20 protein-coding genes are annotated in these 22695 nt (G+C 58.3%); 11 read left to right on the top strand and 9 right to left on the bottom strand.

Features of this window, described 5'->3' with window-relative positions; genetic code table 11:
• Window positions 1–17 precede the first annotated feature (17 nt).
• The 4 genes from ABMA60_RS10415 to ABMA60_RS10430 all read left to right on the top strand — a co-directional run bounded on the left by ABMA60_RS10415 (window position 18) and on the right by ABMA60_RS10430 (window position 5252).
• The gene (locus ABMA60_RS10415; RefSeq protein WP_392802532.1) at window positions 18–1214 is read left to right on the top strand and encodes an acetate/propionate family kinase; all 1197 of its coding nucleotides are present in this window, start codon (window positions 18–20) and stop codon (window positions 1212–1214) included.
• A 3-nt stretch (window positions 1215–1217) separates the two neighbouring features.
• Window positions 1218–3356, top strand: a complete 2139-nt coding sequence (gene pta / locus ABMA60_RS10420; protein ID WP_392802535.1) for a phosphate acetyltransferase — start codon at window positions 1218–1220, stop codon at window positions 3354–3356.
• 102 nt (window positions 3357–3458) lie between these two features.
• Entirely contained in the window at window positions 3459–4397 is a 939-nt protein-coding gene (locus tag ABMA60_RS10425; RefSeq protein WP_392802538.1) for a D-2-hydroxyacid dehydrogenase, read from the top strand.
• Window positions 4398–4580: 183 nt separating this feature from the next.
• Window positions 4581–5252, top strand: a complete 672-nt coding sequence (locus ABMA60_RS10430; protein ID WP_392802541.1) for a MaoC family dehydratase — start codon at window positions 4581–4583, stop codon at window positions 5250–5252.
• 23 nt (window positions 5253–5275) lie between these two features.
• Here ABMA60_RS10430 and prmC read toward each other — a convergent pair whose 3' ends face one another.
• The 3 genes from prmC to hemA all read right to left on the bottom strand — a co-directional run bounded on the left by prmC (window position 5276) and on the right by hemA (window position 8512).
• Window positions 5276–6094, bottom strand: a complete 819-nt coding sequence (gene prmC / locus ABMA60_RS10435) for a peptide chain release factor N(5)-glutamine methyltransferase (RefSeq protein WP_392802544.1) — start codon at window positions 6092–6094, stop codon at window positions 5276–5278.
• Complete coding sequence (gene prfA / locus ABMA60_RS10440) at window positions 6091–7173, bottom strand: peptide chain release factor 1 (RefSeq protein WP_392802547.1); 1083 nt, start codon at window positions 7171–7173, stop codon at window positions 6091–6093. Before prfA ends, prmC begins: the two co-directional genes overlap by 4 nt.
• Window positions 7174–7255: 82 nt before the next feature.
• On the bottom strand, window positions 7256–8512 hold the full coding sequence (hemA, locus tag ABMA60_RS10445) for a glutamyl-tRNA reductase (RefSeq protein ID WP_392802549.1): 1257 nt from the start codon (window positions 8510–8512) through the stop codon (window positions 7256–7258).
• A 270-nt stretch (window positions 8513–8782) separates the two neighbouring features.
• Between hemA and ABMA60_RS10450 the strand changes: the two genes are divergently transcribed.
• The 4 genes from ABMA60_RS10450 (at window position 8783) to ABMA60_RS10465 (ending at window position 12814) form a co-directional block, all read left to right on the top strand.
• Complete coding sequence (locus tag ABMA60_RS10450; protein WP_392802552.1) at window positions 8783–10537, top strand: tetratricopeptide repeat protein; 1755 nt, start codon at window positions 8783–8785, stop codon at window positions 10535–10537.
• Window positions 10534–11094: a lipoprotein insertase outer membrane protein LolB gene (lolB, locus tag ABMA60_RS10455; protein WP_392802555.1), complete on the top strand. Its 561-nt coding sequence runs from the start codon at window positions 10534–10536 to the stop codon at window positions 11092–11094. The genes ABMA60_RS10450 and lolB overlap by 4 nt, the downstream gene beginning before the upstream one ends.
• A 450-nt stretch (window positions 11095–11544) precedes the next feature.
• Window positions 11545–12219 (top strand): class II aldolase/adducin family protein, encoded by a 675-nt coding sequence (locus ABMA60_RS10460; RefSeq protein WP_392802557.1) that lies wholly within the window; start codon window positions 11545–11547, stop codon window positions 12217–12219.
• Window positions 12191–12814 (top strand): hypothetical protein, encoded by a 624-nt coding sequence (locus tag ABMA60_RS10465; RefSeq protein ID WP_392802560.1) that lies wholly within the window; start codon window positions 12191–12193, stop codon window positions 12812–12814. Before ABMA60_RS10460 ends, ABMA60_RS10465 begins: the two co-directional genes overlap by 29 nt.
• Here ABMA60_RS10465 and ABMA60_RS10470 read toward each other — a convergent pair.
• Window positions 12808–13965 (bottom strand): 1-acyl-sn-glycerol-3-phosphate acyltransferase, encoded by a 1158-nt coding sequence (locus ABMA60_RS10470; protein WP_392802562.1) that lies wholly within the window; start codon window positions 13963–13965, stop codon window positions 12808–12810. The two genes, ABMA60_RS10465 and ABMA60_RS10470, sit on opposite strands and share 7 nt — an antisense overlap.
• A 57-nt stretch (window positions 13966–14022) precedes the next feature.
• A complete protein-coding gene (locus ABMA60_RS10475) occupies window positions 14023–15075 on the bottom strand; it encodes a S66 peptidase family protein (protein ID WP_392802565.1) in 1053 nt (350 codons plus the stop codon).
• Between the two features lie 154 nt (window positions 15076–15229).
• On the opposite strand from ABMA60_RS10475, the gene ABMA60_RS10480 reads away from it, so the two are divergent.
• Window positions 15230–15859, top strand: a complete 630-nt coding sequence (locus ABMA60_RS10480; protein ID WP_392802568.1) for a helix-turn-helix transcriptional regulator — start codon at window positions 15230–15232, stop codon at window positions 15857–15859.
• On the top strand, window positions 15856–16470 hold the full coding sequence (yfbR, locus tag ABMA60_RS10485; RefSeq protein ID WP_392802571.1) for a 5'-deoxynucleotidase: 615 nt from the start codon (window positions 15856–15858) through the stop codon (window positions 16468–16470). The genes ABMA60_RS10480 and yfbR overlap by 4 nt, the downstream gene beginning before the upstream one ends.
• Before the next feature lie 6 nt (window positions 16471–16476).
• On the opposite strand, the gene ABMA60_RS10490 is transcribed toward yfbR, so the two are convergent.
• The 4 genes from ABMA60_RS10490 to ABMA60_RS10505 form a co-directional block, all read right to left on the bottom strand.
• The gene (locus ABMA60_RS10490) at window positions 16477–17136 is read right to left on the bottom strand and encodes a TetR/AcrR family transcriptional regulator (protein ID WP_392802574.1); all 660 of its coding nucleotides are present in this window, start codon (window positions 17134–17136) and stop codon (window positions 16477–16479) included.
• Window positions 17137–17225: 89 nt separating this feature from the next.
• Window positions 17226–18545, bottom strand: a complete 1320-nt coding sequence (gene guaD, locus ABMA60_RS10495) for a guanine deaminase (RefSeq protein WP_392802576.1) — start codon at window positions 18543–18545, stop codon at window positions 17226–17228.
• A 91-nt stretch (window positions 18546–18636) separates the two neighbouring features.
• Complete coding sequence (locus ABMA60_RS10500; RefSeq protein WP_392802579.1) at window positions 18637–19329, bottom strand: sensor histidine kinase; 693 nt, start codon at window positions 19327–19329, stop codon at window positions 18637–18639.
• An 11-nt stretch (window positions 19330–19340) separates the two neighbouring features.
• On the bottom strand, window positions 19341–20996 hold the full coding sequence (locus ABMA60_RS10505) for a response regulator (protein ID WP_392802581.1): 1656 nt from the start codon (window positions 20994–20996) through the stop codon (window positions 19341–19343).
• Between the two features lie 260 nt (window positions 20997–21256).
• Between ABMA60_RS10505 and ABMA60_RS10510 the strand changes: the two genes are divergently transcribed.
• Window positions 21257–22687, top strand: coding sequence for a tetratricopeptide repeat protein (locus ABMA60_RS10510; protein WP_392802583.1), 1431 nt, complete (start codon window positions 21257–21259; stop codon window positions 22685–22687).
• The last annotated feature ends 8 nt before the right edge of the window (window positions 22688–22695 follow it).

Here is a 22695-nt window from a genome sequence, read left to right on the forward strand (position 1 = left end):
TATGTGTGGTGGCCTGCTTGACGTTGAAGACTTACATCCTGGTGATTAATTCCGGTTCGTCCTCGTTGAAATTTTCATTATTCAGCGGCGCGTCGAAAACAACCGACGACACTGAATTGTTCAGCGGTTTGGCCGAACGGTTGGGCACACCGGAGGCGGTTTTAACATGGCAGGACGCATCTGGAAAGCAGCGCCAATCGCTGGATGGTAAAGGTCATAAGGCCGCTCTTGAGGTGATCGTCGAACGTCTGGAAGCCGACTATGGCCCGCCGCAAGCCATTGGTCATCGCATTGTTCACGGCGGCGAGTTCTTTAATCAATCGGTGGTGGTCGACGAGTCGGTGGTCAAGAATATTGACGCCTGCGCCAGCCTGGCACCGCTGCATAATCCGGCGGCGCTGCTGGGCATCAGGGCTTTACAATCGCTTTACCCCGAAGTACCACAAGTGGTGGTCTTCGATACCTCTTTTCACCAAACCCTGGCACCCGAGGCCTTCCTCTACGCCGTCCCCAAAGACTGGTACACCGATCTCGGTGTGCGTCGCTACGGTTTTCATGGCACCAGCCATCGTTATGTTGCTGGGCAAGCCGTTGAGCAATTGCAACTGGACCCAAATGACCACGGCGTAATCAGCGCCCACCTGGGTAATGGTTGCAGCGCCACGGCGGTGCGCAATGGCCGCGCTGTCGATACCACCATGGGACTGACGCCGCTGGAAGGTTTGGTGATGGGCACCCGTTCCGGCGATGTCGATCCGAGCCTGCATGCTTATCTGGCCGATCGTTTGGGATTATCGCTCGACGAGATTACCGAAGCGCTGAATCGGAAATCGGGTTTGTTAGGACTGTCGGGTTTATCGAACGACATGCGCACCCTGATCGAAGCAGCCGATGCCGGTAACGAAGATGCGCGTCTGGCCATCGATGTTTTTTGCTTCCGGCTGGCGCGCAAAATCGGTGGTATCGCCATGAGTTTGTCGCGTCTGGATGCGCTGGTTTTTACCGGTGGCATTGGCGAAAACGCGGCTGTTATTCGCAGCCAGGTGCTTGGCCATTTAAGTCTGCTGGGCTTTAGTTGCGATGAAGCCGCCAACCTGAAACCAAGCGACCATGCACGCATCACCCGCCCCGATTCCACCGCTGCGCTGGTGATCCCAACGCGCGAAGAATGGATGATCGCCCAAGATACCCGCCGCCTGACTGAGGTTCTCTGACTTATGCAACACAGCTTTTTTGTGACCGCCACCGGTACTGGCACCGGTTTGACCTCGGTCTGTTTAGGTCTGGTTCGGGCGCTGGAACAACGCGGCGTTAAGGTCGCTTTTTGCAAACCCATCGCTCAGACCCTGGGACGCGACGCCGGGCCGGAACGCTCGACGCATCTGGTTAAGGCGACGCTCGGTCTGGAGCCGGCGCAGCCTCTGACGCTGGCTTATGCGCAACAAGAGTTGTCAGAAAACCGCACCGACTCGCTGATGGAAGAAGTCATCCATGTTTATCAGCAATCGGCGGGCGATGCCGATGTGGTGATTGTCGAAGGTCTGGTGCCGGTCGCCGATGAAAGTTACATCGGCAAACTCAATGTCAATCTGGCGCGGGCGCTGGATGCCGATGTCATTCTGGTCGGCGCGCGTAACGATGATGACTGGTCCACGCTGGCCGAACGCATCCGCATGACCGCCAGTTTGTTTGGCGGCACCAGCAATGACCGCGTGCTCGGCTGCATTCTCAACAAGGTCGGCGCGCCAAGTGAAGAAAGCCAGCAGGTATTGGCCGGTGAAGACCCACCGGAACCGGCCAGCGTGCCAGACGTTCGGGTGACCGCCCGTTCGCTGAATGTGTTCAACGATCATTTCCGTTGTCTGGGCACCATTGCGTGGGATCCGCTGTTGGTCGCGCCGCGTGCGCTGGATGTGCAACGTCATCTGCAGGCGACGCTGTTGTATGAAGGTCAGTTGGCCGAGCGCCGCGTCCAGACCATTACTGTCTGTGCGCGCACCATGCGCAATATGTTGCACACCCTGCGCGCTGGCACCTTGGTGGTCACGCCTGGCGACCGCGAAGACATTCTGCTGGCCAGTTGCATGGCGGCGCTCAATGGCGTGCCGCTGGCGGGACTGGTCTTTACCGGCGGCATTCAACCGGACGCCGCAGTTCTGGATTTGTGTCAAGCCGCCTTCAAAACCGGCTTACCGGTGATGCAGGTGCCCACCAATACCTTTACCACCGCCCAGCAGTTGAATGCGCTGAACACCGAAGTGCCGACCGATGACATCGAACGCATGGAGGCGGTGATGAACGCCGTTGCCGGCGACCTGGAAAGCGACTGGCTGCTGGAGCGCGCCCGTCTGGATTTAGAAAAACGCCTGTCACCGCCGGCGTTCCGACATCGTTTGGTGCAGCAGGCGCGTGCCGCCAACAAACGCATCGTACTGCCCGAAGGCGAAGAACCGCGCACCATTCAGGCGGCGGTGCTGTGTCACCGTAAAGGCATGGCGCATTGTGTGTTACTGGGTCGTCCGGATGAAATAGAGCGCGTTGCCGCCAGCCAGAACCTGAGCTTGCCGGACGACCTGGAAATCATCGATCCCGAAGCGGTGCGCGAGCAATACATCGCGCCCATGGTCGAGTTGCGCAAACACAAAGGTCTGAGCGAACCCATGGCCGAAGCGCAACTGGAAGACACCGTGGTACTGGCCACCATGATGCTGGCGCAGGATGAAGTAGACGGTCTGGTTTCCGGCGCGGTACACACCACTGCCAATACCATTCGCCCGGCCTTGCAGTTGATCAAAACCAAACCGGATGCGGCGCTGGTGTCGTCGGTATTCTTTATGCTGTTGCCCGACCAGGCCGTGGTGTACGGCGACTGTGCGGTCAACCCCGATCCGAATGCCAGTGAACTGGCCGACATCGCCATTCAATCCGGTGATTCAGCACTGGCGTTCGGCATTGAGCCGCGCATTGCCATGATCAGTTATTCCACTGGTGAATCCGGCGCCGGCAGCGACGTCGAAAAGGTGCGTGAAGCGACCAAAATTGCGCAGCAAAAACGGCCGGATTTGTTGATCGACGGTCCGCTGCAATACGACGCGGCAAGCACGCCAAGCGTTGGTAAAAGCAAGGCACCGAACAGCAAAGTCGCCGGTCGCGCCAACGTCTTTGTGTTCCCCGATCTGAACACCGGCAACACCACTTATAAAGCCGTGCAACGCAGCGCCAACGTGGTCAGCATCGGTCCGATGCTGCAGGGTTTGCGCAAACCGGTGAATGATTTATCGCGTGGCGCGGGCGTTGAAGACATTCTCTACACCATCGCGCTGACGGCGGTACAGGCGGCGCAAAATCCGGCCTGAGTACCACCGTTCAAGGGCGGGTCCGGCACCCGCCCCAGCTTTCCTGCAGCGCCGCCAACCGTTACTCTTAGCTCATTATTAACTGCGACACGGGAAGCCAAAATGAAAGGCGCTTTTCTCGACCGCGGTACCTTCCCTGATGAGCTGGCATTGCAACCGCCAGCCGCCATCACCGATTGGACCGAATATAGCCTCACCCAAGCCGACCAACGACTCGAACGCCTGGCCGACTGCCAACTGGCGGTGGTCAATAAAGTCGTGCTCGACGCGCCGCTGCTGGCGCAATTACCCAAGCTCGAATGCATTGCCGTCACCGCGACCGGTACTAATAACGTCGATCTCGACTATTGCAGCGAAGCCGGCATTACCGTGATCAACGCCGTCGGTTACGCCAGTGAAGCGGTCGGCGAACACGCCCTGATGCTGATGCTGGCGCTGGCTCGAAACCTCAAGGAATACCTGGCCGATGCCGACCAGCGCGGTTGGTCGGACAGCCCGTTTTTCTGCAACCGTGTGGCGCCAATTCAAAACCTCGCCGGTCGTACGCTGACCATCATTGGTCGCGGCGCTCTGGGCGATGCGCTGGCCAGCCGGGCGGAAGCCCTGGGCATGCAACTGTGCTACGCCGAACGTGCCGGTGCCGACTCAGTCCGTGACGGTTATACCGACTTTGCAACTGCCCTGGGCCAGGCCGATGTGCTCAGCCTGCATTGCCCGCTCACTGCCGCGACGGCGAAACTGATCAACGCCGAAACGCTGGCCCTGCTCAAACCTGGCTGTGTACTGATCAACACCGGTCGCGGTGGTCTGATTGACGAAAGCGCTGTTCTGGATGCCTTGCGCACCGGCCAGCTGGGCGGTGCCGGTCTGGATGTGGCCACCAACGAGCCACCGCTGCCGTCGGACACCATCTGGCGGCTGGCGGAACATCCGCGCGTTATTGTGACGCCGCATGTTGGCTGGGCATCCAACGAGGCCATGGCGATTCTGCTGCGCCAGATCGAAGCCAAGCTGGCAAGCTGGATAAACAGTCGCGGTTAAATGGAGTTGTGACTTGTGGCCAAGAATGGCCGCAAAAAATATGGCATTATTCGTGCTTTGTTAGTTAATAGAATCAACAGCAGTTAATAGACTCAGAACGGTGTACGTCGCCGGTACCGTTCCAATTGGCCATCACCCTGTACGGCCTGTTATCAGTCATCACCCGGGAAAGAGGGATGCCGGATGAACGTCATCGATATGTTGAAAGAGAAAACCGAACGCCTGACGCGCAATCAGGCGGAATTTCGCGATTTAATTGCGCCGCAATGGCGCGAATACTGGAGCGAACTGTGGCAAAGCGCGCGCAATTATCAGTGGGTTAACTGGATTCTCGACAGCGACCATCGCGCCCTGAGTGACGATGAAGCCCAACCCAGTTGCGATAGCCCGGAAGCGGAACTGATGCGTCAGCAGTTGCTCGCCCAACTGGACACCGTGGTCTATGTCGGCGACTGGATGGCTGTGGAGCAACATCGCATCAATCAGTTCGCCGAAGTGACTGAAGATCGCCAATGGATTCATACCGACCCGGAACGCGCCGCTGAAGAGTCGCCATTCAAAGCCGCCATCGCTCATGGCTTTCTGACGCTGTCGCTGATTCCGCGTTTGACCAACGCCGTCGATCCGGAAAACCCGCCTTACAAAGGCGCCAAGATGGTGGTCAATATGGGGCTGAATCAGGTGCGCTTTCCGTACCCGTTAAAAGCCGGCAGCCGGGTTCGCGGCAGCAAGAAAATTATTGACGTGAAGATCGTGCGTCGTGGTCTGGAAGTGACCGAGGAAATTACCGTCGAAATCGAAAACATGCGCCGTCCGGCTTGCGTCGCTCAAACCGTTATTCGACTGGTTTATTAGGAAGCCTCTGAACAACTTCCCAACTATAAATGCCCCAGGCTGACCCGTTCGCGGTCAGCCAGATCATGCAACGTTTTAATCTGGTGATAACCGGCCTGCTTAAGCAACTGACGCACCGCCTCACCCTGCTGCCAGCCATGTTCCAGAAACAACCAGCCACTTGGTTTTAACACCCGACGCCCTGCTCCGATGATGCGCCGAATATCGGCTAAGCCTTGTTCATCCGCCACCAGCGCAGAACGCGGCTCGAAGCGCACATCACCCTGCGCCAGATGCGGGTCTTGGGCATCGATATAAGGCGGATTGCTGACCAGCACATCCAGGCTGGCATCGGCCAGCGGCGCACACCAGTTACCTTCCAACACCTTAACCGGCAAAGCTAAGCGTTCGGCATTGAGTTGTGCCAACGCTACCGCTTCGGGAATGCGATCAATCGCCACGATATTCCAAGCCGGCCGTTCGCTGGCCAGCGCTAAAGCGATGGCGCCGGTGCCAGTGCCCAGATCGGCAAGATTCAACGGCGCGGTAGCAAAGCGATCGAGTACGGCGGCGACCAGCGTTTCGGTATCCGGACGCGGCACCAGGGTGGAATTATCAACCGCCAGCGGCAACGACCAGAATTCTTTCTCACCCAGAATATGCGCCACCGGCTCGCCCGCCAGACGACGCTCGAGCAACGCTTCAAAGGTGGCTAACGGACCCGGCTCTACGATTTTATCCGGCCAGGTGAATAGCCAGGTGCGGGTCTGACCCAGAGCGCGCGCCAAGAGCAGATCGGCGTCGAGCGCATCGAGCCCACGGGCAAGCGCCGACTGCCGTACCGCTTTGACGCTGTTGCTCACGATGCCATCTCCGCGAGCAGCCGTGCCTGGTCTTCCTGCACCAAGGGCACGATGACGGGATCGAGATCGCCGGTCATGACTTCATCGAGCTTGTACAAAGTCAGGTTGATGCGGTGATCGGTGACCCGTCCCTGCGGGAAATTGTAGGTGCGAATGCGCTCCGAACGATCACCACTGCCAACCAGCGAGCGACGAGTATCGGCCTGTTCCTGAGCGGCGGCACTTTGCTGCGCATCCTGCAAACGCGCCGCCAGCAACGACATCGCCCGGGCGCGGTTTTTGTGCTGCGAACGCTCGTCCTGACACTCCACGACGATGCCGGTCGGCAGGTGAGTAATACGAATCGCTGAATCGGTTTTGTTGACGTGCTGACCACCAGCACCAGAGGCGCGGTAGGTATCGACGCGCAATTGATTCTTATCGATTTCCACTTCGGCCAGTTCATCGGCTTCAGGCATCACCGCCACGGTGCAGGCCGAGGTATGAATGCGGCCCTGACTTTCGGTGGCCGGAACGCGCTGCACCCGGTGCGCACCGGATTCGAATTTCAGCCGCGAATAAACGCGCTCGCCGCTGATGCGAGTGATCACTTCTTTGTAGCCGCCGTGCTCGCCTTCGCTGGCGGATAAAATTTCCAGACGCCAACCCAGCTGTTCGGCATAACGGGCGTACATGCGATACAGATCGCCCGCAAACAGCGCGGCCTCATCGCCACCGGTGCCGGCGCGAATTTCCAGAAAGACGTTCTTGCCGTCGTTCGGGTCTTTGGGCAATAACAGCACTTCGAGTTGCTCGCTGAGTTCAGCCAACCGGGCTTCGGCTGCACGCACTTCGTCTTTGCCCAGTTCGCGCATGTCCGGGTCGCTGTCGTTGAGCATTAAACGGGCGTCTTCGAGATCACTTTCGCTGCCCTGATAATCTTCAAAACAGCTAACCACTTCTTCCAGCTCGGCGTATTCCTGGGAATAAGCGCGGAAGCGGTTCTGATCGCCAATGACATCGGGTTCGGCCATTAAACGGGCCAGTTCCTGATAACGTTCGGTTAAATCGGCCAGCTTGTGGCGGATGGAGTCTTTCATGCGTTCGAATTCCAACTGTGGTTGCAGCGAACCGTTGTCAGCAACGGTCCGAACAAAAAAAATGATTGTGCGGATGGGACCGCTAGGAATCTTCCAGATCGAACAGGCGTGTGGCCCAGTCACGGGCATCGGCTTCGCCATCGCCGTGCGCTTTGCGTAACGCCACGGTCGGGGCGTGCAGCAGTTTATTGGTCAGACCGCGCGCCAGCTGTTCCAGCACCTGCTCCGGATCGCCGCCCTGGGCCAGCGCCCGGCGCGCCTTTTCCAGTTCGCTGCTTTTCATGGCTTCGGTCTTGCTGCGCAACTGGCGAATCACATCCGCCGCCTGCCGTTCCATCAAGGATTGATTAAAAGCATCGGTCGAGCGGCCAATAATTTGCAACGCTTCTTTGGCGGCTTCACGCCGGCTGCGCACATTGGCTTCGATCACCGACTTAAGATCGTCGACGGTGTACAGATAGACATCGCCCAGCTCACCAACTTCGGCTTCGATATCACGCGGCACGGCGATATCGACCATAAAGACCGGACGGTGACGGCGTTTTTTCAGAGCGCGTTCGACCATGCCCTTACCGATGATCGGCAACTGACTGGCGGTGGAACTGATGACGATATCGGCCTTGGGTAATTCATCGGGAATATCCGACAGTAACACCGCCCGAGCGCCAAACTGTTCGGCCAGTTGCTGCGCCCGGGTCAGGGTGCGGTTGGCGACCACCAGATCGGTCACGCCTTTATCGCGCAGATGACGCGCCACCAGATCGATGGTTTCACCGGCGCCGACCAGCAGCGCGCGGCAATTACTTAAGGTATCGAAAATGCGGGTGCTGAGGCTGACCGCCGCGAAGGCGACACTGACGGCATTCTCGCCGATAGCGGTTTGCGTCCGTACCGATTTGGCGACGCGGAAACTGTGTTGGAACAGATGATTCAGTTGCTGGCCGACCGAATCGTATTCCTGAGCCACGGCAAAGGCGGATTTTAACTGACCGAGAATTTGCGGCTCGCCCAGCACCATGGAATCGAGGCCGGCGGCGACGCGACCGAGGTGCTCAATGGCAGGCCGATCGACATGAATATAGAGCGCATCGCGCAACTGATTGATATCGACGTTGTGGTAATCCGCCAGCCATTGCACCACCGCTTCAATGCTGCGCTCGTCGGCGGCGCAATAAATTTCGCTGCGGTTGCAGGTCGACAAAATGACGGTTTCTTCGATACCCGGTAACGACAACACCGCTGCCAGCGACTCCGACATGGTTTCAGGCGCAAAGCTGACCTTCTCCCGAATATCAATCGGGGCGGTCTGATGATTGATGCCGATGGCCACTAATGACATCTCAGGCGGGGTCCACTCGCTATCGCTGGAAGGCGCGTAGTCTACCGATTTTCCCGGTTCGAGGCGACAGCCCCAGCGCCGGAAACCACCCTAAGCCGGCCTTTACACGGCTTTACTCAATACAACAGCCAGCCTAGTAGCGGCGTCCCCTTATGATCGACGGCATCGCAGCAAAGTCGCGCCAAGGCTGGATGGGACACTGCTATCACCATCTGGCACAATGAGCCGCGCAGTCATGCCGTTTCTACTGATCAGGACAACCGTCATCGCATGAAGTCAGCTAACACCGAACATCGTTTCCGTCTTATTCGTGTTTTGCCCGCCCTTACCCTGGCTAGCTTAGTGCTCAGTGGTTGCGCCACCGGCATGACATCGCCCAGTGCCCAGTCAGCAGGCCAAACCAGCGCTGTCGAAGCCACGACAAATCGTGAGCCTGAAATCGCCAACACACCGCTCGATGGTCAGAGCTTCTATCAGTTATTGCTCGCGGAAATTGCCACCAACAGAGGTGAATTTGGGGCTGCGACCGAACTGTACAGCAGCCTCGACAACCGCATCGACGATCCGCAAGTGGCGCGCCGCGCCTCGGCGCTGAGCCAGTTGATCAACGACTATGGCCGCATGCAGACACACGCCCAACACTGGGTGGAACTGGAACCAGACGTGCCTGAAGCCTGGCAGGGTCTGGCGGTATCGAGTCTGGCCAACGGCGACTTTAATACCGGCGAGCAAGCGCTTATCGCCTGGCTCGATCGTGACCCTCAGGCGCCGGTAGAAACCGCTCTGATCGGTACCGGTCACTTATCGCCACAACGTCAGATCGAACTGGCGAACATGTACCAGCGTTTGCAGCAACAATATCCGCAATCGGCCAATCTGCCGTATGGCAGCGCCCGTCTGCTGGCCGATGCCGGCGAGTTCGATGCGGCCTACGCTCAGGTGCAGCGCTCGCGTCAGCTATCCGACAGCCCGGGCGCCGGCTTGCTGGCCTACCGCCTGCACCTGGAGCGCGATGAGATTGATCAGGCGCACCAGTTGATCGCCGACCTGACCGAGCGCTTTCCCGACAACAGCCAGGTTGCCAGCGCCTATGCCAGTTTCGCCTTCAGCCAGGGCATGGCCGATAAAACCGAGGTGCTGGAATCGCTGTTCAACCGTTTCCCCAACGAACCGTTGATCGTGCGCACCTTCGCCCGTGAATCGTTCGAAGCCGGCGATTACGACACCGCTGAAGCGCTGTTCAAACGACTGACACAAAGCGCTCACGCCGATGAAGCGCACTATTATCTGGGCCGCATCAACGTCGAATACGCCCGTCCAGAGCTGGCCGCCAATCACTTTTTGGCAGTGCAGGATGCGCCTTACCGGATTTCGGCGCTGGCCGAACTGAGCGAACTCTGGGCACAGGATAATCTGGCGGAACTGCGCGACTTGCTGGCTCAGGCACGCACCGATCTTCCACAGCAGAACGCCCTGCTTTGGCGACTGGAAGCCGGCGCCCTGCGCAGCCGGGGTGAACCGGAACGCGCCATAGCGGTATTGGATGATGGCCTGGAACAGAACCCGCGTGACACCGCCCTGCTCTACGACCAGGCGCTGATCGCCACCGGCACCGGCAACTATGAGCTGGCCGACAGCAACCTCAGTACCGTTCTGGAACTGGACCCGGATAACGCCTCGGCGTTGAATGCGCTGGGCTACAGCTGGGCCGATCGCGACATCAATCTGGCGCAGGCAAAAGACTACATCGATCGCGCTCTGGCACTGGAGCCGGACGATCCGGCGATCATGGACTCCAAAGGCTGGGTGGAATATCGACTGGGTAATCTGGTGGTTGCCGAAGACTGGTTGCGCAAAGCGCTGGCCGACTTTGATAACGATGAAGTCGCCGCCCACCTGGCCGAAGTGTTATGGGTTCAGGGTGAACGCGACGAAGCGTTGCGCTGGTTGCGTCATGCCTTCGAGTTGAACGCCAGCAGCCCGACCGCCGAAGGCATGGTGGAACGCTTCGGAGTGGAACTGTGAAACAGCTGCTGATACTGATAACCGCACTGCTGGTCCTCGCCGGCTGCGCCAACCGCGAACCGCAACCCGACTACGCCGACCTCACCGAAACCTGGGCCTTCAGCGGCAAGATGGCGGTGCGCAATGCCAGGGAAGCGAGCAGCTTCAATGTCGACTGGGTGCAATCGCAAGCCGATTTTGAAATCGAATTGAGTGGCCCGCTTGGCCAGGGCCGGGTTGAAGTGGCCGGCCGACCGGGACGGGTCACGCTGCGTCAGGGCGATGATGTCTGGCGCGCGCGCAGCCTGACCGAACTGGGTCAACGGCTGGCCGATATGAACCTGCCGCTGGATCACCTGCAATACTGGGTGCGTGGTCGGGCTTCACCGCGAGATATCGGCACCCTGACGCTCGATAACCAGGGCCGCCTGACCCGGCTGCAACAATCCGGCTGGACCGTCAGCTTCCCGTCCTACTATGGCGAAGGTGCCGACGCCCTGCCGCGACGCATCGACTTCGAACGTGATGATTCCAGTGGCCGACTGGTGATCCGTAACTGGCTGGCCGACGCCAGCTAACCGTCACGGACCGGTTGCACGTCCAGCCCGCCGGTCCAGCGCCACTCACCACCGCGCCGAACCAACTGACCTTTTCCCTTGTCTGCTTCCCTTGTCTGCTTCCCTTGTCTGTTCCCTGTTCCCCCTGCCCGCTTCATCTAACCCCACAACCCAGTCCTGTTCACCTCAACCTCAACCCACCAAGATACAAAACCGCTCCGAAAGATAACGGTATAACCTGATTTCTCAGCAGCGGATGGCGGTAAATGCTGAGCGCTTCAAAGCACCGGGCGGTGGCGGGCAGTGACATATCGACGAGCTGCTGGCAGCCAACAAGGTCAAACAGCTAGAACCGCTTCACATTCTGGAGCAGAGGTTGGCATGACGAATGGCATCGTTATAGCGAACTCTGACATCGGTACTATGGTGTAGCGGGTAAGACCAAGGATGCACTAACAAGGGAAGCTAACGATGCTATTTGAACACCAGCGCCAGGCCCTGGTTGAGCTGTGCCTGCAACTGTCCGACCAAGGGTATTTTGCTAACGCTGGCGGCAGTCTGATGTTGCGCCTCGACAAGGACGTGGTCGCGGTTACGCCCCCGGCAACCGACTGTCTGAGCATGACCGCAGCCGATATCTGCGTACTGCGACTGAACGACCTGTCGCTGATTGAAGCGACGCGACCGCCATCGGTCGAATCCAGACTGCACGCCCGGGTGCTGCGCCGCCGACCCGACCTGAACTGCAGCATTCACAGCCACCAACCCCTGGCCAGCGCCTGCGCCCTGCTGGGCGAAACCATTGCCGTACCGGCAGCACACCAAGCCGTGCTTGGGCAACAAATCGCCCTGGTTGGCTACGCGCCTGGCACACGCTGGCTGGCTAACCGACTCGAACGTGCGGTTGATCAACACGGCCACATCTGGCTGATGCGCAATCATGGCGTGCTCTGCGCCGGCATCGACAGCGATACCACCATAGCGGCGATGGAACAGCTGGAACAGTTCGCAGCGGCGCATTTGCAGCAACGGATTGAACAGCGCCTGAGGTCTGTGCAACCGGATGAGGCCAACAAACTGAGCGCTCTGCTCAGCGATCTGCAACAGGAGGTGGCGTATGAGCGAGCTGATCGAGACTCAGCGTAAGCTCTGGCAATCGAGTCTGAGCCGGCTCAAGAACCAGCAACTGCTGCAAACACCCAGTGCCTGGCTGGCTTTGCGCGTACCTGGCGGCGACGGCTTTTGGTTTGGCAAGGCCAGCGCCGGACGGCCGCAGTGGATGGCCGGCGCCGGCAACGGCGAGTCAGCCTTGGCCGAACATTTGTTCCGCAGCCGCTTGGATGTCTGCGCCATCGCCGCGGGCTGCGGTCGCTATGGCCAGCATTTGTTCGACCTGGACGGTCAGATGCCTGGGGTGTTCGACGCCCAAGTCCGGCATCTGGGCAAGATGGCAGCGGTCAGCCAACAGGACACGCAACATCTCGACAGCGGCGGTAACGTTCATTGGCTTGCCGGTCAGCCCTTGCTGTTGGGCACCACCGCCCATCGTTTGGTGTTCAATGCTGAGTTATTCGAGCAATGTGCTAAGGCTTATGTGCTGGCGTCGGCGACTGGTCAAGCAATTCGGCCGCTGCCCTGGCTGGTGCGCTTTGTCGCCAACCGACGGCTGCGCAATGATCAGCGCGCCGCCGCCGTGCGGGTGATGAACGGCCAATTGCCGCAGGAAAGTCGCAGTTACTGAGCGGCGCTGTCGTCGCCAGGCAGCGGCGACACCAAGGGCGCCTGGCCCTGTTTCATGCGCACCGCATTGGCGTATTGCCGCAGCAGATAAGGTTTGAGGCTTGCGCGGGCACTGCCGACACGGCGCGCCAGTTGTTCGACTTCGGCATTGGCCGGCACAGGCGTCTCACCTTCGAGCACGGCATAAGCCCAGTCGCTGGTTTCAAAGACGCGATACAGCTGATGCACCTGCTGATCAATCGCCTCGGCCACCGCCTCGTCGGATTGGTAATCGCCATCCAGCACATCGCCAAAGGTCAGCTGCACCCGGCCTTTCCAACCGGTCATTCCCCGGGCAATCGACTGAATGTCTTCGTGGGCGCGTTTGCGATAGCCGCCCTTTTCCAGCTGAGCGTGCAGCTCGCGCGCCTTGGCCAGATCAAGCGGATCGAGTTCGTAGCTGATGCACACCGGCACGATGTTCAACTCGCGAATGTAATCACCGAAGTCGCGATCGGCCGGCTTGCTCAGACTGAACATATTGATCACCGCCGGATTGGTGCGGTCGTAACCGTCTTTAGCGCGACCTTCGCGCTGGGCAATCCAGACGTTGGCGTTGTCGACGGTGATGCAGTGATGGATATAACGCGACAGCGTCTGCGCCGCCTGCCACTTGGCTTTTACACCTTTAATGGCACGACGCACAATAAAACTCTTGTTCAGCCGCATCAGATGCGACGCAAAGGGTTTACTCAGCAGATTATCGCCAATGGCAATCCGCACCGTCTGAAAACCGGCGTGGTACAACGCCCAGTTGACCATGGCCGGGTCCATAACGATGTCGCGGTGATTGGAAACAAACAGATAGGCCTTGTTCGGATCGAGTTTATCGAGACCACGCACCTGCAAGTCGGCAACCGATTTATCGAGAATGCGCTTAACGAAGCCGCGCAGCTTGGGCTGGAAATCATCGACCCGGCGCACGCCGCGAAAATGCCACTTCAGCGCCAGCTTAACCAAGGGACGGATCAACCAAGGCGCTTTGCGGTTCAATCCCGGCGCCACCCAGGAAGCGATGGCGCTGTGCAATTCGACGTCATTCAAAGTGGCCTTGAGCATGGCCGGTACTTCGTCGTCGTGATAAGGGCGAATGTCGTCAAATTCGGTGGTCATAACAGCCGTTTCGCAGTGATTCAGTGCCGGCTACTCTACCCTATCTTCCAAGCAAAATCAGTCACTTGGCATGGTTGCCGGCTCACCCAGACGCAACTGCTGCGCCTCGCAATCGATGGCGATCTGCGCACCCATCGGCAACACCCACATCGGATCGGTATGGCCGAAGTCGAGCTGGGTGACCAGCGGAATATCGAGCCCGGCCTCAGCACGTACGCCTTGCAGCAAAGCAGCGTCGTAATCGGCAAAGCGCTCCGGCCGGCAACCACCGGGACGGCCGAGCAGAATGCCATTCAAGCGGCGTAATACGCCCATGGCATCGAGCGAGCGGATAAAGCGCAGCAGACGGTTCGGTGACGGCGCATTTTCCGAGGTTTCCAGAAACAGCACGGCGCTGCTCCACTGGTCGAGCGTTGGCCACAACGGTGTGCCTCTGAGCCCTTCCAGGGTATCCATGCAGCCGCCCAGCAAATGCCCTTGCACTTGCCCCTCACCTTGCAGCCATTGCCAAGGCAGCGGCTGTTCGCGCGGTCGGGTTGGGCTGCCTGCCACCGGGATGGACCAGTCGACGACCTCGGTGGACCAGACGTCGGCGTTGGCGGGTAATATCCAGGTGGGTTGCGGTTCAAACAGAGTGGCGCGCACCGACTCGACCATAAAAGGCAGCAAGCCACCGCGTTCACCAAAGCCGGCCATAATTGAAGGGCCGTAATAGGAGCGCAAGCCAGCCTGAACACAGAACAGATGGCTGACGGTGGTATCGGAATAGCCCAGAAACACCTTAGGGTTAGCACGCACCACATCGACATCGAGATGCGGCAGCAGTCGAATGGAATCATCCCCGCCGATGGTCGAAATCACGCCGGCGATGCTCGAATCGGCAAAGGCCTGCATCAAGTCATCCGCGCGCGCCGCCGGGTTTTGCGCCAGCCAATCGGCATCACGCAGGGCATTAGGCATGGCCACCAGTTCGACGCCGAATTCGGTCTCCAACTGTCGCTTGCCCAATTCATATTGCTGCGGAAAAACGCTCGGACCACCCCAGGACGAACTGACCGCCGCCAGACGATCACCAGCGCGCAAGGCGCGAGGAATACTTAACTGCAACATCATCACCTCTGAATTCGATCAGTGATTATCTCAACATTCCATCCCGGTGATTGCCAGTCCTTGTCAGCGCCCACGCCAAGCGCCAGACTTGAAAAGTCTGTCGTGAAGACCACCTAAGGCTGTAACCAGCCTGTAAACCGAGATAGCCCAATCCATGAGTGCCCGCGATGATATCTTGCAGCTGCTTAAACGCAGCGATGCCCTGACGGCGGCCGATGTCGGTGACGCTACCGGTCTGACCAGCATGGGCGCGCGCGGCCATCTGGAACGCTTGCAACGCGATGGCTTGGTGCACTGGCAGGATACCCCCAGTGGCCGTGGTCGGCCGCGTCGGCTGTGGCGTTTGACGCGCAGCGGACACGATCGCTTTGGCGATGGTCACGACCGCTTAACCGTGGAACTGATCAGCCAGGTACGTCAGCTGTTTGGTGAGCAAGGACTGGAGCGTTTAATCGCCGAACGCGAAAACAGTCAACGCGAGCGTTATCGCACTGCGCTGAATAAGGTTGCCGGCAATGCCGATGCCAAGCTGGACGCCCTGGCCAGTGAACGCTCACGTGAAGGTTATATGGCCGAAGTCATCGCCACCGATGGCGGTTGGGAATTGATTGAACACCACTGTCCGATCTGCTCGGCGGCCGAGCATTGTCAGAATTTCTGTCGTTCGGAATTGTCGGTATTTCGTGACAGCTTAGGGCCGGATTTTCAGGTCGAACGCGCCGAACATCTGCTCAGCGATGGCCAGCGCTGCCGTTACGCCATTCGCCGCCGGGAGAAACCATGACCACCTACCGTTTCTTCGCTTATTTGAGCCGACTGCGCTGGATCAAACGCTGGGGCCTGAAGCGCAATGTCATCGAAGAAAATGTTATGGAACATTCCTGGCAGGTGGCGACCATCGCTCATGCTCTGGCGGTGATTCGCAACGAACAGTTCAGCGGCCAGTGTTCCCCGGAAAGCGTCGCCACTGCTGCCCTCTATCATGATGTTGGCGAGATCATCACTGGCGATTTGCCGTCGCCGATCAAGTACCACTCGAGCACCATTACCGCCGCTTACAAAGCCATTGAAGATGAAGCCGAGCAGGAAATGCTGGAGCAATTACCGGCCTGGATGCGCAAGGCTTATACGCCCTATCTGCGCCATAAAGAAATGGACCCGGAAGTCGCCGAACTGGTGAAGGCGGCCGATCTGATCAGCGCCTATTTGAAGTGTCAGTCAGAACTCAACGCCAACAATCAGGAATTTTCCCGGGCGGCGCTCGATATCGAACGTAAGATCCGCAAGCTGGAACATCCGGAAGCGGATTATTTTATGACCCACTTCGTCGAATCCTACCAACTGACGCTGGATGAATTACTGATTCAGCACGAGAAAAACAACCCACAAGGCTGAGTTAAATCAGCCCAGGCCGATGCCTTTCAGCACCACGTGCGTCACCGTTTCTACGGCGGTGTTGTAGTCGTCTTCATCCAATTCGTCACTGTCCAGCGCCCACTGCACCTGGGTCGCAAAGTCGGCGTAATGCTGAGTGGCACCCCAGATTAAAAACATCAGATGCAAGGGATCGACAGCGTCCATCTTGCCGGCATCGATCCAGGCCTGGATAACTTTGGCACGACCACGCGCCCAGATGTGCAGATCATCCGCCAGGTATTTTTTCAAATGCGGCGCACCCTGAATCACTTCGATGGCAAAGATTTTCGACGCCAGCGGATGGCTGCGTGAATAACGAATCTTGGCGCGAATGTAGGCGCCGATGGCCTCGGCCGGGTCGTCATTGACGGTGGCGTCGTTAAACGCTTGGTTCCACATGCCCAGAATGTCCGACAAGACAGCGCCATAGAGCCCGGCCTTGTTCTGGAAATAATAGAGGATGTTCGACTTGGGCAAGCCGGCCCGTTCGGCGATGGCGTTTAACGAAGCACCACGAAAACCATGCTGAGAAAATTCCATTTCCGCCGCTTTCAGAATGACGGCTTCATTTTGCTGACGTATGCGTCCGGCTTTTTCCTTGGTCTGAAATTCTTGCTTCAGCCGTTTCTGGGCCTGATCGACCATGGTGGATTCCTACACTGCAAAGGGGTGGGTTAAGGAAACTTCCGGCAAAGCCCGCAGAAGGTCCTTAACTTACTGATTCCGCGTTGTTTTTAGCTTATGGATGTTGTCTGGCCATTGCAATAACGACGCACACCGGCAACCCAGGTTGCCTCGGTCAAACGCTCGTCGCCAAGAATCACCAGCGCAAATAACTGTTCATCCAGCGCCTCGACTCCCTCCAGACGCATCGATAGATTCTGGCTGGCCGACGGGTTCAACACCACCAGATCGGCTTGCTTACCCACATCCAAAGTACCGATCTGATCGCCCAGATGCAGCGCCTGCGCATTGCCCTGAGTAATCTGATGCAACAGCCAACCGGCGGATAATTTCTTGCCGCGCAACTGCGCCACCTTGTAAGCCTCGGCCGCCGACACCAGTTGCGACAAGGAAGTACCGCCGCCGACATCGGTCGCCAGACTCAACACAACGCCTTCAGTTTCAGCGCGCTGAAAATCAAACAAACCGCTGCCGAGGAAGGTATTCGAGGTCGGACACACCGCCAGGCGGGTACCGGTGCTGGCCAGCGTTCGCCATTCGCGATCAGTCAGATGCAGGCCATGCGCCAGCACCGCATGATCGTTCAGCAGACCGTAGCGTTCATAGACGTCGACATAGTCTTGGGCATCGGGAAACAGCGATTGCACCCAGGCGACTTCGTCCGGGTTTTCCGAGACGTGAGTCTGGCTATACAGACCCTCGGCTAACTTCATCAACGCGCCAGCGCTTTCCAGCTGAGCTTCGGTCGAGGTCGGCGCAAAACGCGGTGTTACCGCATAGCGCAAGCGGTCACGGCCATGCCAACGCTCAATCAGGCGGGCGCTGGCATCAAAACCACTTTGGGCGGTATCGCGCAGAAAATCCGGGCAATGGCGATCCATCAATACCTTGCCGGCAATCATTGCCATGCCGCGCTGTTGTGCCGCCTCGAACAACGCATCGGTGGCATCTTCGTGCACCGTGCCGAATACCATGGCTGTGGTGGTGCCGTGCGCCAGCAGGTTATCGAGAAAGGCACCGCTGGCCTGGCGGGCAACCGCAGGATCCTCAAAACGACGTTCCGCCGGAAAGGTGTAACGTTCCAGCCAATCGAGCAGCTGTTCACCCCAGCTGGCCATCACCGGCATCTGGGCGGCGTGAACATGGCTGTCGATAAAACCGGGCAGCAGCCAGGCAGCGCCGTAATCGTAGATGGCATCGAAGGCGTCGCGTGGCCAGGGCAGATCGGCACGATCACCGTGCCAGTATATGCGGCCATCGGCCATTACCAGCGCAGCCTGTGGCTGATGACGACATTCAGTCGGGGTTGGGAAATCCAGTGTTTGAGCCAGCACTAACGTAGCGCCAGCAGGTAGGGCGGTCTCGGTCATGACGGCCTGAGGGGTAGTTGATACGGGCCAAGGATAGCAAAGCTGACCATGCGGTCAACTCTCTTCCCTGGCCTCGGCGGTTACGAGTCGTTCAGGGCAACCAGAGTTCAAAGCTGGCGCCACCCTTGGGGTCGTTCGACAGCTTGATGGTACCGTGACGATTGCCATTACGATGCAAGCCAGCAATCTGGTAACAGAAAAACAAGCCCAGACCGGTGCTGCCGGTCTGGAAATTCACATCGCCCTGTTCGTCTTCGGTGCCCATAAAATTGAGCATTTTTTCCGGATAACCTTCGCCGTTATCGATGACGCGAATAGACAGCCCACCGTCACGTTCAGACACGAAGAGATCCACACGATCCTTGGTATAGCGAATGCTGTTGGTGAGAATATTCGCCAGCACGCTTTCGATCAGCGCCGGGTCCATATACCAAACGCAATCCCGGTCATCCATCTGGATATTCAGTTCGATGCCCAGCGCCGCCAGGCTTTCGGTGTAGCGTGAACTGGCGTCCTGCACCACCTCTTCCACCGGTACATCGTCAAAGCTGGGATGGAAGGTGTTTTGATGCATGCGATACAGACCCAGCATGTGCACCAGATCGTTATTAATGCGGCCGGTTTCCAGACGGATGCGATTCAAGTAAGCCGCACCTTCAGGACTGGCTTGTGCCACTTCGGTCATCACATCGCGAATCTGATCGTCGATCAGGCTCAGGGCGTTTTTCACATCATGAACGGTCGACGCCATGATGGTGTTCATGTCGAGTTCCAGCTTATTCATCGACTGCCTCGTCATTGAGCGATGACTGCGCCATCGGTCAGGTCGTTGAGTTTGGAGCGGATGGTCAGGTAACGATCATATTGATAGTGGTCCCGTGGCAGATAGCTGAGTCGTTTGACCAGCTCCACGCATTGATCGAGCCGCTGTTTGGTCGGCGAACCGGTGCCCACTTCCAACAGACTCGACTGCACCAGATTGAGAATGATACCCGGGTGACGCGGCGACAATTCCAGTGCTTCCTCGAACTGTCCCACCGCTTCGGTGTAACGCTTCTTCTTGTAATGCTCGATGCCCTGAATGTTCATCTGATGCGCTTTCTCGCGCGTCTCCACGGTCGTCGTCGGTTCGGTCTGCACCTGGTTCAAGCGTTCCAGGAAAGCCTTGGACGAGCGGTGATAATCGCGCAGCTTGTCGATCAATTCGTCCGCCAGTTCGTTCTCGCCTTTTTCGTAGATGATCTCGGCGATGTCCACGGCGCTGTCCTGCGACAACTCTTCCATCTTGCGCGAAGCCTTTTGCGCCAGCTCCTTAATAAAGCCATCGGCGCGGGCACGCGTATCCTGCGGATCGTTGAGGAAAGAACGGTACGCGCGTGATACCAGATCGGCATCGGTATCGTCGGGGAAGTTTTTCATCAACTTCTTTAGATAGGTCATCGCATCCAGACGTAACCGACGGCGCTGGGCTTCATTGGTTTCCAGCGCCATGCGGGTCCGGGTGGCGCGCAGGGCGTCTTTATAAACGTCCGGCGCATCGTGCATGGTGCCTTCGCACAGATTGACCACCTCTTTGTAGGCGCGGGTTGCCGTCGCCAGATCGCCATTGCCGGTTGCTACCTTGGCCAGACTGCGCTGCCGCGGAATGCTCAGCGGCGAGCGCTCCAATGCCTGCTCCAGGGTGTGCTGCACATGCTCCGGCTGCTTCAACATGTTCTGCACCTGAGCCAGCAGATCGTAGGCGTCGATCAGGTTGGGTTCTTTGTTGATCAGAGTACGCAGGCCTTTCTCGGCCTTCTGCAGTTCTTTGCGGGCAACCTGAATGCGGTGCACTTCCAAGCGCGCCCAAGGGTATTCTCGTTCTTTGAGTACGATGCCCAGAAACTTGGTGGCGTCTTCCAGTCGGTCCAGCTTCAACAGCGCCTGGTGATATTTGCGCTGTGCCCAGGAACGATAGCGGCTCTTGTTCTTGATCAGATCGCGGCACATCTTGGCCACTTGCGCCCAGTCGCCTTTATCCAAAGCGGCATTGACCGGCCGCAGCTCTTCCTGGCGGTCCATCCAGCGCACCAGGCGCTGCTTCAGCGTATCCATGGCAAAAGGCTTGGCCAGATAGTCGTCCGGCTGGAATTCCAGGGTGCCCATCACCCGGTCACGGGAAGTTTCCGCGGTGATCATCACAAAGATGGTTTCGTGCGACAGCCAGCCACGCTTACGCCACTCTTCGAGCAACTGAGAGCCGTTTTTGCCCTTTTCCAGGTTGTAGTCACACATGACGATATCGAGCTTTTGCTCCCGCACAATGCGGGTCGCCTCGTTACCATGTGCCGCTTCAAAAACATTGCGAAGCCCAATGGAGGTAATCATGCTTTTGATCGACTTGCGCACGTTGGCAAAGTCGTCAACCAACAAGACGTGCTTATTGAGCGAATCAGATAGGTCCAAACCCATTAGGGCTCCTTTATTACTGCACCAGCACGCCTGGAATACCAATTACAAGGTCGCACTGTTAAACTGATCACAAAGTGGACAATTTCCAGTCAAATAGTGGACTGACCGCGTGGTTGGCCAGACCGAAAAGGTCTACTTTGTGAACTGATAGGCAAACTGCTCCTAAGCATAGCAACCAACGCTCAACTTAAGTAGTTCCCAGCCCGATTATTGCAGTTATCGTCCATTTGGGGCTGCAATTGAGGACGGGATCATTTGCCATGGACGAAGTATCAATGGATCTCTCTGCTCATTTCCGCCGCCGGACCGGCATCATTTCTGCTTCAGCACTCGCTTTCGCGCTGTCCCTGCCGCTGCTCGCTACTGCCGAATCCTCCAACACCAACGGTCCGGTTGTGCCGTTGGACCAGGATGTTAACGGCCCGGTGCTCGAAGAATTTATCAGCATGATTCGTGCCGGCCAGTGGCAGCCGGCCCGCATCATGGCACCAGAGCTGCTGGATCGCTTTGAAGGCACGCCGCGCTTCGATTTCTACTACGCCCAATTGCTGCTGCACGATGGTGACACCCGCGAAGCCATCTTCGCGCTGGAACGCGTACTCATCATGCAGCCGGAACAACACCGCGCCCGCCTTGACCTGGCCCGGGCCTACTACGCCAACAACAATCTGGTACGCAGCCGCACCGAGTTCGAACGGGTACTGGCCACCAATCCGCCGCCCCAGGTTCAGGCCAACATTCAGGCCTTTCTCGACCGCATAACCGCCATTGAACGCGCCCGTGATCGTCAATTCACGATGTTCGCCGGCCTCGAAGCCGGTTACGACACCAACATCAACGGCGGTGGCAATCTGGATGGTCAGCTCGACCCCAATCTGCTGGGCCTGACCGACCTGAGCGAAGAGTCGCTGGCCATCGACAGCGTCTACAGCCAGTTCCGTTTCGGTGCCCGCCTGGTGCAACCGACCAGCCTGAAAACCGGACATGTGTTCGGTCTGCTCGGCCAGGCCACTCGTTACCCGGGTGATGAAGAAGAGTTCAACCAGACCCGCGTCACCGCTCAGTACCGCTTGCAACGCGCCCTGCCGCGCAAATCACGTGCTCAGGTGTCCACCAACCTCAGCCAGAATCTGGTCGGTGGCGAGGCATATCAGTTTTCAGCGGCGTTAAGTGGCCAGGCAACAACGCCACTGTGGGGCGTTCTGGAAGGTGGCCTGGCCGCTCAGCTTAATATGGCTTTTGCGCAGAGCGATGCAGCGGCCGACAGCAGTACCGACGCCATCGGCGTGCTGTTTACCGCCGCAGAGAACAATCGCCGGCATCGTTTCGACAGCCAGTTCGTCCGCTTTCGGCGTGGCGGCAACAGCGATGAACACCTGGAGTGGAACGGCATCAGCAATCGCTACAGCCTGGGCTGGCAATGGCCCCACAAGCTGAGCACCGACTTCGCTTTCCGTCATGACCTGCGCACCTATCAGGACGACGACTTGCTGTTTCTGGAAAACAGCGGCAGCAACCAGACCAAGGTGCGCAAAGACCAACTGATCACCGCCGACCTGGGTTTAAGCTGGCAGGCCAAACCCTGGTTACAAACCCGAACCGGCGCACGCGCAGAATGGGTAATATCGAACATCAATGCCTACGAGCGTGACCGACTGGTTATCAACCAGTCCGTTACGCTGACGTTCTAGGAGTTGCA

Origin of the sequence: Saccharospirillum sp. HFRX-2, from assembly GCF_043196805.1 — a bacterium.
Lineage (GTDB): Bacteria > Pseudomonadota > Gammaproteobacteria > Pseudomonadales > Natronospirillaceae > Saccharospirillum.